The sequence below is a fragment of the Escherichia sp. E3659 genome (genome assembly GCF_005781135.1).
GTDB lineage: Bacteria > Pseudomonadota > Gammaproteobacteria > Enterobacterales > Enterobacteriaceae > Escherichia.
The window spans coordinates 110,749-125,660 of sequence record NZ_VATQ01000004.1; the positions used below are offsets into that span (position 1 = coordinate 110,749).

The 14,912-nt window shown below is 50.5% G+C and carries 13 protein-coding genes; 6 read left to right on the forward strand and 7 right to left on the reverse strand.

The window, feature by feature from the left end:
• Window positions 1-53 precede the first annotated feature (53 nt).
• Genes FEK47_RS04970 through yihU form a run of 3 tightly spaced genes read right to left on the reverse strand, consistent with a single transcriptional unit; the run spans window position 54 to window position 2,887 of the window.
• Window positions 54-1,064, reverse strand: coding sequence for an alcohol dehydrogenase catalytic domain-containing protein (locus tag FEK47_RS04970; RefSeq protein WP_135486862.1), 1,011 nt, complete (start codon window positions 1,062-1,064; stop codon window positions 54-56).
• Between the two features lie 32 nt (window positions 1,065-1,096).
• Window positions 1,097-1,984: an aldolase gene (locus tag FEK47_RS04975; protein ID WP_135486863.1), complete on the reverse strand. Its 888-nt coding sequence runs from the start codon at window positions 1,982-1,984 to the stop codon at window positions 1,097-1,099.
• Between the two features lie 24 nt (window positions 1,985-2,008).
• Window positions 2,009-2,887 (reverse strand): sulfolactaldehyde 3-reductase, encoded by an 879-nt coding sequence (gene yihU, locus FEK47_RS04980; protein ID WP_135486864.1) that lies wholly within the window; start codon window positions 2,885-2,887, stop codon window positions 2,009-2,011.
• Window positions 2,888-3,059: 172 nt separating this feature from the next.
• On the opposite strand from yihU, the gene FEK47_RS04985 reads away from it, so the two are divergent.
• A complete protein-coding gene (locus FEK47_RS04985; RefSeq protein WP_135405538.1) occupies window positions 3,060-3,956 on the forward strand; it encodes a sugar kinase in 897 nt (298 codons plus the stop codon).
• Between the two features lie 39 nt (window positions 3,957-3,995).
• On the forward strand, window positions 3,996-4,784 hold the full coding sequence (locus FEK47_RS04990; protein ID WP_000022286.1) for a DeoR/GlpR family DNA-binding transcription regulator: 789 nt from the start codon (window positions 3,996-3,998) through the stop codon (window positions 4,782-4,784).
• Between the two features lie 110 nt (window positions 4,785-4,894).
• Here FEK47_RS04990 and FEK47_RS04995 read toward each other — a convergent pair whose 3' ends face one another.
• The 4 genes from FEK47_RS04995 to typA form a co-directional block, all read right to left on the reverse strand.
• Window positions 4,895-6,160 carry an MFS transporter gene (locus FEK47_RS04995; protein ID WP_130216177.1) on the reverse strand — a complete coding sequence of 422 codons (1,266 nt, stop codon included), beginning with the start codon at window positions 6,158-6,160 and terminating at the stop codon, window positions 4,895-4,897.
• 101 nt (window positions 6,161-6,261) lie between these two features.
• Entirely contained in the window at window positions 6,262-7,242 is a 981-nt protein-coding gene (locus FEK47_RS05000; protein WP_130216175.1) for a TIM barrel protein, read from the reverse strand.
• A 7-nt stretch (window positions 7,243-7,249) separates the two neighbouring features.
• A complete protein-coding gene (locus tag FEK47_RS05005; protein ID WP_135486865.1) occupies window positions 7,250-7,960 on the reverse strand; it encodes a GntR family transcriptional regulator in 711 nt (236 codons plus the stop codon).
• A 216-nt stretch (window positions 7,961-8,176) separates the two neighbouring features.
• Window positions 8,177-10,000: a ribosome-dependent GTPase TypA gene (gene typA, locus FEK47_RS05010; protein WP_001514692.1), complete on the reverse strand. Its 1,824-nt coding sequence runs from the start codon at window positions 9,998-10,000 to the stop codon at window positions 8,177-8,179.
• Window positions 10,001-10,372: 372 nt separating this feature from the next.
• Here typA and glnA point away from each other — a divergent pair, with 372 nt between their 5' ends.
• The 4 genes from glnA (at window position 10,373) to FEK47_RS05030 (ending at window position 14,795) form a co-directional block, all read left to right on the forward strand.
• Window positions 10,373-11,782, forward strand: a complete 1,410-nt coding sequence (gene glnA, locus FEK47_RS05015; RefSeq protein WP_001271717.1) for a glutamate--ammonia ligase — start codon at window positions 10,373-10,375, stop codon at window positions 11,780-11,782.
• Between the two features lie 318 nt (window positions 11,783-12,100).
• Window positions 12,101-13,150: a nitrogen regulation protein NR(II) gene (gene glnL / locus FEK47_RS05020; RefSeq protein WP_000190577.1), complete on the forward strand. Its 1,050-nt coding sequence runs from the start codon at window positions 12,101-12,103 to the stop codon at window positions 13,148-13,150.
• 11 nt (window positions 13,151-13,161) lie between these two features.
• Window positions 13,162-14,571, forward strand: coding sequence for a nitrogen regulation protein NR(I) (gene glnG / locus FEK47_RS05025; protein WP_088563506.1), 1,410 nt, complete (start codon window positions 13,162-13,164; stop codon window positions 14,569-14,571).
• A 113-nt stretch (window positions 14,572-14,684) separates the two neighbouring features.
• The gene (locus FEK47_RS05030) at window positions 14,685-14,795 is read left to right on the forward strand and encodes a YshB family small membrane protein (protein ID WP_064527982.1); all 111 of its coding nucleotides are present in this window, start codon (window positions 14,685-14,687) and stop codon (window positions 14,793-14,795) included.
• The last annotated feature ends 117 nt before the right edge of the window (window positions 14,796-14,912 follow it).

Here is a 14,912-nt window from a genome sequence, read left to right on the forward strand (position 1 = left end):
ATTGTTGTAGGGTGGCGCTAGCGTGGCGCAGCGCCAGACAGAGATTTAGAAAATCATTCCGGCGCAAATTGCAGCATGACTTTTATGGAATCATTTTGCTGCGCACGTTCGAATGCTGCCGCTGCATCCTCAATGGCAAATAAATCGGTAACCAGTTCACTGGTATCAAACCGCCCATCCGCCAGCCATTCGATAACAGCATCGAAATCTTCAGGGATGTACATGCCAGAGTTGAGCAAGTCACGCTCGAAACGTTGCATCATCGGTAGCGGTATTTCACGCGGCCCACTCGGTACGCCCATGCAGACGACGGTGCCTCCGGCATACACACGGGTACAGGCATCATTAAGCGTGGCCTGCGCTGCAACAACATCAATCGCCCCCGTAAATCGCACATCTGCGGCCAGTTCCCCTGGAGCCCAAACTTCTGCTGCGCCCAGCTTTAACGCCAGCGCGCGTTTGGCAGCGTCAGGTTCAATCACGGTGATCTTCCCTGCTCCCATAATGCGCAGTGCCTGCACGATAGATAAGCCAATCGTTCCGGCACCAATAACCAGTACGCTTTCCAGAGAAGCCTTCGGCATCCGGTTAACACAATGGCGAGCACAAGCCGCCGGTTCGGCAAAGGCCAACACTTTTAGCGGTAAAGAGGCTGGTGCAACATGGCAATTACGCGCAGGAACAATGTGCTGTGAGCGAGCAAAGCCCGGCGCGCGAAAACCGGCAACCTGCGGTGGTTCACAAAGATTAAAACGTCCTGCTTTGCAGGCCCGGCATTCCATGCAAGCCATGATGGGATCGACCACAACATGATCGCCCGGCTGTACATTTTTAACGTCGCTGCCCACTTCCGTAACACGCGCTGCAATTTCATGACCGGGGATGACAGGCGGTTTGGCAAACGGATGACCGCCTTTCAGAACATGCAGATCCGAACCGCATATCCCGTAGAACACGGGCGCAATCCGTACTTCGTGCGGTTTAAGTTGCTGGTGTGGTACTTCAACATATTGAGTGGTGACTTTCCCAATATCTGAAAATAAAACCTGGGTAATTTTATCCATTGTTATTCTCCAGAATCGATATCCATAGGGGATTAGCGTTGCGCGATACCTTCATCGACAATTTCAGCCAGCCGTTGCAAGCGTGGAACGGAGACATCGCGCAGCATAGTTTGTGGATCTTGTGCACCAACAACCGACGCCCAAACCGCTCGTCCAGCCAGGAAGCCCGACGCACCACCTTTCATGGCAATACTGACTGCGCGGCCAAAAATATCGGCATCAACGCCAGAAGAAAGAATTACCCACGGCATCTTCATCTGATCGTTAAGTTTCTGACAGGCGGCAAGTAAGGTTTTTTCATCGCCTTTGCCCCCTAATGGCATCTCGGCTTTGTAAAGATCAGCCTCTGTTCCACCAAGCTCTGCGGCGGCGGCAACAATGGCGCTTTCACGATCAAAGTCCCAACCACGACGAGGTGGACGCACCACAGGTTCAATAATGCTAACCAGCCCGGCACTACGGCAGCGACGAACAAATTTATCAACCATTGCCAGACGTTCCTCTGCGGGTTCATCTTCACGCCAGAGTACAAGTAATTTCATTGCCTTAGCCCCCATTTCACGGGCTTTATGCGGGTCGACGGACATATCTATTTCAACGCTATCAACCGGGATGCCATTACCTGGGATAAAAAGATCGGCAGCGACAATCAGGCCGCAAGAATTAGCAACAGCGCCCTGCTCGACTATTTGCTCAAGACAAAATTGTTTATCCGCCAGAACGGCAGAAGCATAAGGAGAAAGGATTCGGGTCGCGGCAACTTTAAAATCGGTGAGTACACAGTCGGCGATGGGTTTTGGCTGCCCTGCTGCCGCAAACATCAGGCGCATGGCCTCACGCTGATCGACAGCTAACATGGCGAATCCACCACCTGGGCGGGAGATATCTTTCAGCGTGTATGGGGTGAAGTGGGGTGACATAGAAACTCCTGTTAATAGATAAAATTAAAGACCAGCCTGCTGGCGAACCTGATTTAGCAGGGCGCTCCAGTCCTGCCGCCCTTTGCCGTCTTGACTTGCTGCGGCGTAATAACTTTCTGCTGCAATCCCCATATTGAGCGGCGCCCCCGTTTCCCGAGCGACGTCAACTGCAATACGCAGATCTTTCAATGCCAGGTCCACCATGAAGGCGGGAGAAAGATCGCCTTTCAGCACTTTGCCAGGCCAGGTGGTCGTAAAATGTCCTTTCCCTGCTGCCGTACCACTCATCACCTTAATTGCGACATCAAGATTTAATCCCAGTGACTCACATAACACAGCGGCTTCGGAGGACAGCGCATTAAGCGCAATGCTCATATAGTTGTTAATTAGCTTCACACGGATCCCCATTCCTGGGCCGCCAGCCTCAACCAGCTCATTACCCATGCACATGAGAATCGGGCGTGCACGCGCAATCTGCTCATCAGTGCCACCCGCTAAAATCAGCAATGTGCCATCAATCGCATTCACGGACGTTCTGCCCACGGGGGCGTCCATCATACTGATGCCTTTTTCTTGTAATTCCCGTATTAATGCATCGGTCTGTAAGGGATGAATAGTCGACATATCAATCACTAACGCGTCAGATGAAACAGTTTCACAGACGCCTTTTTCCCCCAACAGCACCTGTCGAACAATGTCACCATTGGGAAGCATAGTGATGATAAATTCAGCGCCTGCTGCCGCTTCTGCTGGGATTTGTGCCGCAGTGGCCCCCTGCGTAACTAGCGCATCGACGGCCTGTGCATTGACATCAAATACCTGCAATGAATGCCCTTTTTGCAATAGATTGTTAGCCATTGGGCTACCCATCTGCCCCAGCCCGAGAAATGCAATGGTTGCCATGAATGCTCTCCTGTCTGACATTGACAAAATAATGACAATTGAAAATTCGTTTTCGTCTGTTTTTGAGCATATTTGTAATTTATGTTCAAAAACACGACACGCATCACTAATTTGATCATTTGTGTCATTTAAATTGACCAAAGACGACAAACTTAAACAGGACAAGACAAATATGACCAGAATTGCATGCGTGGGTATCACAGTTCAGGACAGGATTTATTCTTTGCCCACTCTGCCGGAGGGCGGCGGGAAATATCAGGCAAATCATTATCTTGAGATTGGTGGCGGCCCTGCAGCAACAGCCGCTGTTGCAATCGCAAAGCTTGGCGTGGAGGTTGATTTCATCGGTCGCGTCGGCGATGACAGTTGTGGAAATACCTTACTTGCAGAACTTGAGGGTTGGGGCGTCAATACCGCATTTTGCCGCCGATATCCTAACGCCCGTTCGTCGCAATCAGCGATCCTCGTTGATCAGCATGGCGAACGGATTATCGTTAATTATCCAAGTCCTGATCTCGGTACTGATGCCGAATGGTTAGAAGCGATCGATTTCTCTCGTTATGATCTGATTCTGGCCGATGTTCGCTGGCATAGCGGTACTGAAAAAGCATTCTCGCTAGCGCGCCTTGCGGGTGTGACAACACTTTTAGACGCCGATATGACACCGCAGGATATTTCTCCACTTGTCGCGCTTGCCGATCACGCCGTTTTCTCTACGCCAGGGCTGAAACGTATGACTGGCCTTCAGTCACCTGAAGAAAGCTTGTACCAGGCAACGACACAAACAGCAGGTAAAGTGTATGTCACGCTGGGTTCTGAAGGTTCGTTGTGGATTGAAGATGATCATTTGTGTCAACAGGAGGCATTTTCTGTCAATGTGGTTGATACCACTGGAGCAGGCGATGTTTTTCACGGCGCACTCGCGGTAGCGTTGGCAGAAAAAATGCCAACAAAAGAGGCTATTCGTTTTGCCAGTGCGGTTGCCGCGATGAAATGTACCCAGCCTGGCGGTCGGGCTGGCATTCCTAATCGTGAGCAAACCGAATCATTTTTGTCACTTTATGCGTAAAATGGTAAACATCTACCGAGGAGGGGCAAGGGAGTATTCATGAGTATCATCGAAGTGACAGGTAATCCACGCCATGACCAACTCGTTCATCTAATCGCAGAACGCGGTTATATGAATATTGAAGAACTGGCACAACTGCTGGATGTTTCAACGCAAACCGTGCGCCGGGATATCCGAAAACTCAGTGAGCAGGGGTTGATCACCCGTCATCATGGAGGAGCCGGGCGCGTCTCCAGCGTCATGAATACCGCTTTTGAGCAACGGGAACTTTCGCTAACCGCCGAGAAACGGGCGATCGCTGAGGCGGTCGCCGATTACCTTCCCGAACGCTGTACTGTCTTTATCACCATCGGTACAACCGTAGAAGCCGTTGCCAGGGCATTACTCAACCGTCGTGATTTACGCATTATCACTAACAGCCTGCGTGTGGCACAGATTCTTTATAAGAATCAGGATATTGAAGTGATGGTGCCGGGAGGCACTTTACGCGCCCATAACGGTGGGATTATCGGCCCTGGAGCCGTGGATTTTATTGAAGGTTTTCGCGCAGACTATTTAATCACCAGTATTGGTGCCATTGAACATGACGGCACCCTGCTGGAATTTGATGTCAATGAAGCGTTAGTCGCGAGAACGATGATTAAACACGCGCGGAATACATTGCTAGTGGCAGATCATACTAAGTTTGCCGCTTCGGCTGCGGTTTCAATTGGCAATGCGCGGAATGTCAGGGCTTTTTTTACTGATGCCCCGCCTCCCAATTCTTTCTGCCAGTTGTTAAGTGAAGAGAATGTTGAACTGGTGGTTGCCGAGCAGGAAGTTTCCTGAAATTGAAACTTCGAAAAATCCGCTGGGGATTCAGCGGATTTTATTTTGCCGGATGCGGCCTACGGTTGATACGGTTTTCGTTGGCCGGATTAAGCACATCCGGCCATTAATTAAGCTTCAGCCGCCAGCATCTCTTTCTTACGTTGGCTAATTCGCTTAACCAGCATTACGGAAACCACCGCACCACAGAATGCGAAGCAGGCCATAATGCCAAACACGATTTTGTAGCCAATAATCCCCGGATTTAAATCCAGAATGTAGCCATACAGACTGAAGCAGAACATCGCCGGGGCGTAACCGATAAAGCTCCCCAACGCCATCGCCGCGCCTGTTTTATTTTCAGCAATTTTTGCTTCGCCAATAGGTGCAAAAAATACGGCTCGCTGTGTAAAGACTATCGCACCAAAGCCCAATGTACAGGCCATCCCTAAATATACCGGCATACTTTCGTGCGGCAGCATAATCAACAGTACGAGCGCAGCGGTACTGATGATAAAGGTGTAGCATAGATATTTACTCGGCGATTTCAGGATCTTATCTGAAATCATGCCACCAATCGGTCCACCGATCATTTTCAGACAGTATTGGTTAATGATGCCGTAAGCCCCCACCAGCGCAACGGGCAGTAGATAGATGTTTTTCAAGAATGGAATGAAGAACGTCAGGCCACAGTACACCGCGTAAACGAAGAAGACGTTGAAAGCGATAAGCCAGATGGTTTTGTCTTTCAGCACCGAGGTCATACTGGTGTTTTGCGATGCTCCGTCTTCTTTTTTCGCCTCCACGGACGGTGCCTCTTCTTTGTCATTGAGGACAAAGAAAATGATAACGCCCACAGCAATCACAATAAGGGAATAGAACCAGATACCCGCTTTAAAGCCCAATAAGCCACTGCCAAACCAGGTAAATACTGCCAACGCAGAAAATGCCACCACGGTATCGACAATGCCACGCCCTGTTTCGAAGAAGCCAAACAACCGACCTTGTTGTTCGCTATTGCCCAATCGACTTACTGACTTGAGCAAGACCGGCCAGTTCATCATGTCGCAGGTAACGCCAAATAGCGCCCAGACAAAGAGGATGCCCCAATACCCCGGCATTGTTGTCAAATAAACACCCAGTAATCCCGTCGCAATGAGTGAGAGTGACATGGTGTATCTGCGCGGTAGTTTATCGGCAAAATAAATAGACAGAAAAAAGCCCACTGTGGTGACAAATGAGTTTACCGACATAGCATTACCAATTTGACCATTAGTCAAATGGAAATATTCCTGCATCGGGATATAAAACGCATCTTTCAGCGACGGTAATTTATAAATTGTACCGCCACACAGTGTTAATAGACTAAATAACGCCCATTTCTTTTTCGTGAGCATAACATTCCCTAAGCGATTTTTAAAATCACTGTTTTAAAGGCAATAAGATATCGACCATTCTTATGAAATGGTTTTATTAACTGCGTATGAGTTAAAACTTATTAGTGGTTCAGAAGATGGCTTGCCTCTTGTTTGATTTGTTGTAGTACGTTACGCACATGATTTATCTGATTAATCGCATCTTCTTTTTCTTTACGTAACCGCGCATCCAGTAAATGATTTTCTGGTAGTGGTGTTTCACTCATCTGGCGATAAGGGATCCACGGATTATCATCTTCGTCTTCAAAGCGGAACGCCGGAGCATAATAATCAACCTCTTCTTCCAGGCCATATGCCGTCACCTGCGGCTCATCATCGCCCAGGCAGATAAGGTGCGTTAATAACGCCTTGAATGGCATATCTCCCTGACCTGAAATACAGGCTTTATGGCCCAGCCCCCCCTGTTCTTTAACAATCAATGCATCTTTGATATGCACCTGGGTAATATGTGGCGCCATCGTTTTTAAAGCGTCGATGGGATGCTCATTTGCATTGATCATGTTCGCAAAATCAAACAGTAAGGAAAGAGACTCCATCTCACTTTCTTTGACCAGCGACACCAGCTCATGGCTTTTTAAATCTTCATGCTGCTCGATCGTAAAAGTCAGGCCGCTGTCCTGATACGTTTCCCGTACATAGGCAATGTCGTTAGCGATGATCGATAATACGTCGCGCAAATTACCTTCATAACGTGGATAAAAACGTACGGACGATGCCCCAGTTTTCAACGCGATGGCGACGGCTTCGTCAATAGATGCCTTATCTGAGGCGCTGGTTTCAATATGAATATCAAGGTTCAGACGGCGGGCTTTATCACCAAAGGCAGAGAGTTCTTTATCGTCCATATTGCCAAGAGAAAAACGCTCGCCATCCAGAACATGAATTTTGACGCCCCGCAGATTATTTTCACTCGCGATATCAAGTAAATCAGCAGGCAATACTCTTTCCAGCCGCATATTTAAATGAAAGGCATAGGCATGTAAATAAAGAGGAAGAGTATCGACACGTTGTAGAATCTTTCTTGCGTTATTTGTTGTCACCATAAAACACCTACAGATTAATGATGAGGTCTACGGCCTCAAATCGCCAATATTCAATATCTATCTGGACAATATTGCCTTGCTGGTCGGCGCGATGCTTTTCAATTAAGATCGCAGGCATACCCGCAGAACCGCCAAGATACTTGCTGATATCGCCCGGCATTCTGACGGGTTTGAAAATCAATCTTTTTACTACCGTCTCTTTTTGGTAGCACTTTTCCCAGACTGCAGAAAATGAGTGGTTTTCAAGTTGTTCAATAAAACCTGGGGCAACTTCAGGATTAATATATGTTTCGTGATAGAAAACTTTATGTCCTTCCAGCGCCCCCCAGCCGGTAATTCGATAGAGTTCGGTTGATGGCGTCACTGCAATCAGTGGCGCAAGCGTCTGGGGAATGTCGCTGGTACGGCTTTTCTCGGTAAACCCCCAGGAAGGTTCCCGCCCTTGCTCAATTGCGGCCCGCTGAAAGCTCGCCGACAGCTCCGGGCTGTAATTAAATCGCGGCTGAGTCACGAACCACCCTTTACGATCCTTACGGAAGATTTTGGATTCTGCCTCGAGGTTCAGCAACGCCTGGCGCAGCGTCATACGTTTAATGCCCAGCAGCTCTCCCAGCTCTCTTTCTGAAGGGAGTTTTCCACCCGGCGTAGTGATGCCATCTTTTAACCACCGATCCAGTTTCTCTTTTGCATTTTCTACGGTGGATTGATTTCCCGTCATTGTTTAATCCTTTTGGTTTAAACCAGATGAGGCATCTTACGCTTACGCCAAAAAAGAAAGCAATTAACGGCGTATGACTTTGCAGATAATTGTGACAAAGCTCTCTATTGACGTAACCACAAACTTATAAGGGAGATACCCGCATTGGTGAGCGCTCACGACAGGCAAAAAAAAACCTGCCATCGCTGGCAGGTTTTTTATGACTAAAAAACGAAATTAATCGTCTTTCGGTGCGCGGTTAGCGCGACGACGATCGTTTTCCGTCAGGTGACGTTTACGAATACGGATAGAGGTCGGAGTCACTTCTACCAGTTCGTCATCATCGATGAACTCCAGAGCTTGTTCCAGGGTCATGCGGATAGGCGGAACCAGAACAACGGCTTCGTCAGTACCGGAAGCACGCATGTTGGTCAGTTTCTTACCGGTCAGGCAGTTTACAGTCAGGTCGTTAGAGCGGCTGTGAATACCGATAATCTGACCTTCGTAAACTTCTGCACCGTGACCGAGGAACAGCTTACCGCGATCCTGCAGACCGAACAGCGCGAACGCTACCGCTTTACCCTGACCGTTAGAGATCAGTACGCCGTTCTGACGCTGACCCACTTCACCCGGACGAACGTCGTCGTAATGGCTGAAGGTGGAGTACAGCAGACCTGTACCGGAAGTCATGGTCATGAACTCAGAACGGAAGCCGATCAGACCACGGCTTGGGATCACGTAGTCGAGACGTACGCGGCCTTTACCGTCTGGATTCATGTTTTTCAGGTCGCCTTTACGTTCGCCCAGCGCCTGCATCACAGAACCCTGATGCTGTTCTTCAACGTCCAGAGTCACGTTTTCATACGGCTCTTGTTTACGACCGTCGATTTCACGGAAGATAACTTTCGGACGGGATACCGCCAGTTCGAAACCTTCACGACGCATGTTTTCGATCAGAACAGACAGGTGCAGTTCGCCACGACCAGAAACGCGGAACGCATCGGCGTCTTCGGTTTCTTCTACGCGCAGCGCAACGTTGTGTACCAGTTCTTTGTTCAGACGGTCCAGGATCTGACGAGACGTTACGAACTTACCTTCTTTACCGCAGAACGGCGAGGTGTTAACGCAGAAGAACATAGAAACGGTCGGTTCATCAACGGAGAGTGCCGGCAGCGCTTCAACGTTTTGCGTGTCGCAAACGGTGTCAGAAATGTTCAGTTCGCCAAGGCCCGTGATCGCCACGATATCGCCAGCTTCCGCCAGATCGGTTTCGATACGTTCCAGACCGAGGTGGCCCAGCACTTTACCGACTTTCGCGTTGCGGGTTTTGCCTTCGCTATCGATGATAGTAACTTGCTGGTTCGGCTTCACTTTACCGCGCTTGATGCGGCCAATGCCGATAACACCAACATAGCTGTTGTAATCGAGCTGAGAAATCTGCATCTGGAACGGACCGTCAAGGTCAACGTCCGGCGCAGGAACGTGGTCAATAATCGCCTGATACAGCGGGGTCATGTCTTCCGCCATATCTTCGTGGTCCAGACCCGCGATACCGTTCAGCGCAGAAGCGTAAACGATCGGGAAGTCCAGCTGCTCGTCGGTCGCGTCGAGGTTTACGAACAGGTCGAATACCTGATCCACAACCCAGTCAGGACGCGCGCCAGGGCGGTCAACTTTGTTGATAACAACAATCGGCTTCAGGCCGTAAGCAAACGCTTTTTTGGTTACGAAGCGCGTTTGCGGCATCGGGCCGTCAAATGCGTCAACCACCAGCAGCACTGAGTCTACCATGGACATTACACGTTCAACTTCACCACCGAAGTCGGCGTGCCCCGGGGTATCAACGATATTGATACGGTAATCATTCCATTTGATAGCGGTGTTTTTCGCGAGGATGGTAATCCCACGCTCTTTCTCCAAATCGTTGGAGTCCATCACGCGCTCTTGGGTTTCGGCACGAGAGTCGAACGTACCGGATTGTTGGAGCAGCTTGTCTACCAGGGTGGTTTTACCATGGTCGACGTGCGCGATGATGGCGATATTACGCAATTTTTCGATCACAACTTTGCCTCAGGCATTAGAAATAGCGCGTTATTGTACACGGATTAATCGCACTACAAAACAGGATCACAAACATCCTCCGCAAACAAGTATTGCAGAGTCCCTTTGTGATCGCTTTCACGGAGCATAAAAAGGGTTATCCAAAGGTCATTGCACCAACATGGTGCTTAATGTTTCCATTGAAGCACTATATTGGTGCAACATTCACATCATGGTGCAGCCCTTTTGCACGATGTTAAGCATGATAACGCCTTTTAGGGGCAATTTAAAAGTTGGCACAGATTTCGCTTTATCTTTTTTACGGCGACACGGCCAAAATAATTGCAGATTTCGTTACCACGACGACAATGACCAATCCAGGAGAGTTAAAGTATGTCCGCTGAACACGTACTGACGATGCTGAACGAGCACGAAGTGAAGTTTGTTGATTTGCGCTTCACCGATACCAAAGGTAAAGAACAGCACGTCACTATCCCTGCTCATCAGGTGAATGCTGAATTCTTCGAAGAAGGCAAAATGTTTGACGGCTCCTCGATTGGCGGCTGGAAAGGCATTAACGAATCCGACATGGTGCTGATGCCAGACGCATCCACCGCAGTGATTGACCCGTTCTTCGCCGACTCTACCCTGATTATCCGTTGCGACATCCTTGAACCTGGCACCCTGCAAGGCTATGACCGTGACCCGCGCTCCATCGCGAAGCGCGCTGAAGATTACCTGCGTTCTACTGGCATTGCCGACACCGTACTGTTCGGGCCAGAACCTGAATTCTTCCTGTTCGATGACATCCGTTTCGGATCATCTATCTCCGGTTCTCACGTTGCTATCGACGATATCGAAGGTGCATGGAACTCCTCCACCCAATACGAAGGTGGTAACAAAGGTCACCGTCCGGCAGTGAAAGGTGGTTACTTCCCGGTGCCTCCGGTAGACTCTGCTCAGGATATTCGTTCTGAAATGTGTCTGGTGATGGAACAGATGGGTCTGGTGGTTGAAGCCCATCACCACGAAGTAGCGACTGCTGGTCAGAACGAAGTGGCTACCCGCTTCAATACCATGACCAAAAAAGCTGACGAAATTCAGATCTACAAATATGTTGTGCACAACGTAGCGCACCGCTTCGGCAAAACCGCGACCTTTATGCCAAAACCGATGTTCGGTGATAACGGCTCCGGTATGCACTGCCACATGTCGCTGTCTAAAAACGGCGTTAACCTGTTCGCGGGCGACAAATACGCAGGTCTGTCTGAACAGGCGCTGTACTATATTGGCGGCGTAATCAAACACGCTAAAGCGATTAACGCCCTGGCAAACCCGACCACCAACTCTTACAAGCGTCTGGTCCCGGGCTACGAAGCACCGGTAATGCTGGCTTACTCTGCGCGTAACCGTTCTGCATCTATCCGTATTCCGGTGGTTTCTTCTCCGAAAGCGCGTCGTATCGAAGTGCGTTTCCCGGACCCGGCGGCTAACCCGTACCTGTGCTTTGCTGCCCTGCTGATGGCCGGTCTTGATGGCATCAAAAACAAGATCCATCCGGGCGAAGCCATGGACAAAAACCTGTATGACCTGCCGCCAGAAGAAGCGAAAGAGATCCCACAGGTTGCAGGCTCTCTGGAAGAAGCACTGAACGAACTGGATCTGGACCGCGAGTTCCTGAAAGCCGGTGGCGTGTTCACTGATGAAGCGATCGATGCGTACATCGCTCTGCGTCGCGAAGAAGATGACCGCGTGCGTATGACTCCGCATCCGGTAGAGTTTGAGCTGTACTACAGCGTCTAATAGTTGAAGTTGTACTACCCGGCGCAACAACGCCGGGGGTTCCAACCAGACCCATCTGGCGTAATTGTTGCAGCCAGTTTGAACACGGACAGCGCGCAGAACCCGGAGCGTACACCGGTACGTGAGGAGTTCGAGCACTGCCCAGGTTCAAAATGGCAAATAAAATAGCCTGATGGGACTGGTTTTTAGTTGCCGTGGAAATTTCAGCCCATCTCTGCATGGGCTTTTTTCTCCGTAACTTCTGTGATGCTTCGCGCTTTTTATCCGTAAAAAGCTATAATGCACTAAAATGGTGCAACCTGTTCAGGAGACTGCTTTATGGCAACAGGCACGCAGCCCGATGCTGGGCAGATCCTCAACTCGCTGATTAACAGTATTTTGTTAATTGATGACAATCTGGCGATCCATTACGCCAACCCCGCCGCGCAACAACTGCTCGCCCAAAGCTCCCGCAAATTGTTTGGTACACCGTTACCGGAACTGTTGAGCTACTTCTCATTAAATATCGAGTTGATGCAAGAAAGTCTGGAGGCGGGGCAAGGTTTTACCGATAACGAAGTGACGCTGGTCATCGACGGTCGTTCGCATATTCTTTCTGTGACTGCCCAGCGTATGCCGGACGGCATGATCCTGCTGGAGATGGCACCGATGGATAACCAGCGCCGCTTAAGTCAGGAACAGCTACAGCACGCCCAGCAGGTTGCTGCCCGTGATTTAGTGCGCGGCCTGGCACATGAGATTAAAAATCCGCTTGGCGGTTTACGCGGCGCGGCGCAGCTGCTCAGCAAAGCGTTACCTGACCCGTCGCTGCTGGAATATACCAAAGTGATTATCGAACAGGCGGACCGGCTGCGAAATCTGGTCGACCGTCTGTTGGGGCCGCAGCTGCCCGGTACGCGCGTTACCGAAAGTATTCACAAAGTGGCTGAACGCGTGGTGACGCTGGTGTCGATGGAACTGCCGGACAACGTGCGGTTGATTCGTGATTACGACCCCAGCCTGCCGGAACTGGCGCACGACCCGGATCAAATTGAGCAAGTGCTGCTGAATATTGTGCGCAATGCGCTACAGGCGCTGGGGCCGGAAGGTGGTGAAATCATTCTGCGTACCCGCACCGCGTTTCAACTGACCTTACACGGCGAACGCTATCGGCTGGCGGCGCGGATTGATGTGGAAGACAACGGGCCGGGCATTCCGCCTCATTTGCAGGATACGCTGTTTTACCCGATGGTCAGCGGCCGCGAAGGTGGCACCGGGCTTGGCTTATCCATCGCCCGTAATTTGATTGATCAGCATTCAGGCAAAATTGAATTTACCAGTTGGCCAGGTCATACCGAGTTCTCGGTTTACCTGCCTATCAGGAAATAAAGGTGACGTTTATGCAACGAGGGATAGTCTGGGTAGTCGATGACGATAGTTCCATCCGTTGGGTGCTTGAACGTGCGCTCGCTGGGGCAGGTTTAACCTGTACGACGTTTGAGAACGGCGCGGAGGTACTGGAGGCGCTGGCGAGCAAAACGCCGGATGTGCTGCTTTCAGATATACGTATGCCGGGAATGGACGGGCTGGCGCTGCTCAAGCAGATTAAACAGCGCCATCCGATGCTTCCGGTCATCATTATGACCGCACATTCCGATCTGGATGCTGCCGTCAGCGCCTATCAACAAGGGGCGTTTGATTATCTGCCCAAACCGTTTGATATCGACGAAGCCGTGGCGCTGGTTGAACGTGCCATCAGTCATTACCAGGAACAGCAACAACCGCGTAATGTTCAGCTTAACGGCCCAACGACCGATATCATCGGCGAAGCGCCAGCCATGCAGGACGTGTTCCGTATTATCGGTCGGCTTTCGCGTTCTTCTATTAGCGTGCTGATTAACGGCGAATCCGGTACCGGTAAAGAACTGGTCGCTCATGCCCTGCATCGCCACAGTCCGCGAGCCAAAGCGCCGTTTATCGCGCTCAATATGGCGGCTATCCCGAAGGATTTGATCGAATCAGAACTGTTCGGTCACGAGAAAGGCGCGTTTACCGGCGCGAATACCATTCGTCAGGGGCGTTTTGAACAGGCCGATGGCGGCACGTTATTTCTCGATGAAATTGGCGATATGCCACTGGATGTGCAGACGCGTTTGCTGCGCGTGCTGGCAGACGGTCAGTTTTATCGCGTTGGCGGCTATGCGCCGGTGAAAGTGGATGTGCGGATTATCGCTGCCACTCACCAGAATCTCGAACAGCGGGTGCAGGAAGGCAAGTTCCGTGAGGATTTGTTCCATCGCCTGAACGTTATCCGTGTTCATCTGCCGCCGCTGCGTGAGCGTCGGGAAGATATTCCCCGTCTGGCACGCCATTTTTTACAAGTTGCCGCTCGCGAGCTGGGCGTAGAAGCAAAGTTGCTGCATCCGGAAACTGAAGCCGCTCTGACGCGTCTGGCGTGGCCAGGCAACGTGCGCCAGCTGGAAAACACCTGCCGCTGGCTAACGGTAATGGCTGCCGGACAGGAAGTGTTGATTCAGGATTTGCCTGGCGAACTGTTTGAATCAACCGTACCGGAAAGCACTTCACAAATGCAGCCGGACAGTTGGGCAACGCTGTTAGCACAGTGGGCAGATCGGGCGCTACGTTCCGGTCATCAAAACTTGCTGTCTGAAGCGCAACCAGAGCTGGAGCGGACGTTACTGACTACCGCGTTGCGACATACGCAGGGGCATAAACAGGAAGCTGCGCGCTTACTTGGCTGGGGGCGTAACACCCTGACGCGTAAGTTAAAAGAGCTTGGAATGGAGTGATTCAGGCTCGCCATGTAAAGATTGATTATTGAGCGCAAATTGCTGTTATTTTGCGCTTTACTGTTCCGGTAAGTTCAGTATGATCATGCCCGAAAAACGGGGGGAGTGTCATTATGCTGGAATCAATAATTAATCTGCTATCAAGTGGCGCAGTTAACAGCCACACGCCGCAAACTGCCGTTGCTGCCGTGCTGTGTGCCGCAATGATTGGGCTGTTTAGCTGAGTTTCAGATTGCTGATGAAGTGCTCTTTGTTCATGCCGAATGCGGCGTGAACGCCTTATCCGGCCTACAAAAACAGATTTTGTAGACCTGACAAGCGTAGCGCATCAGGCAACCTTG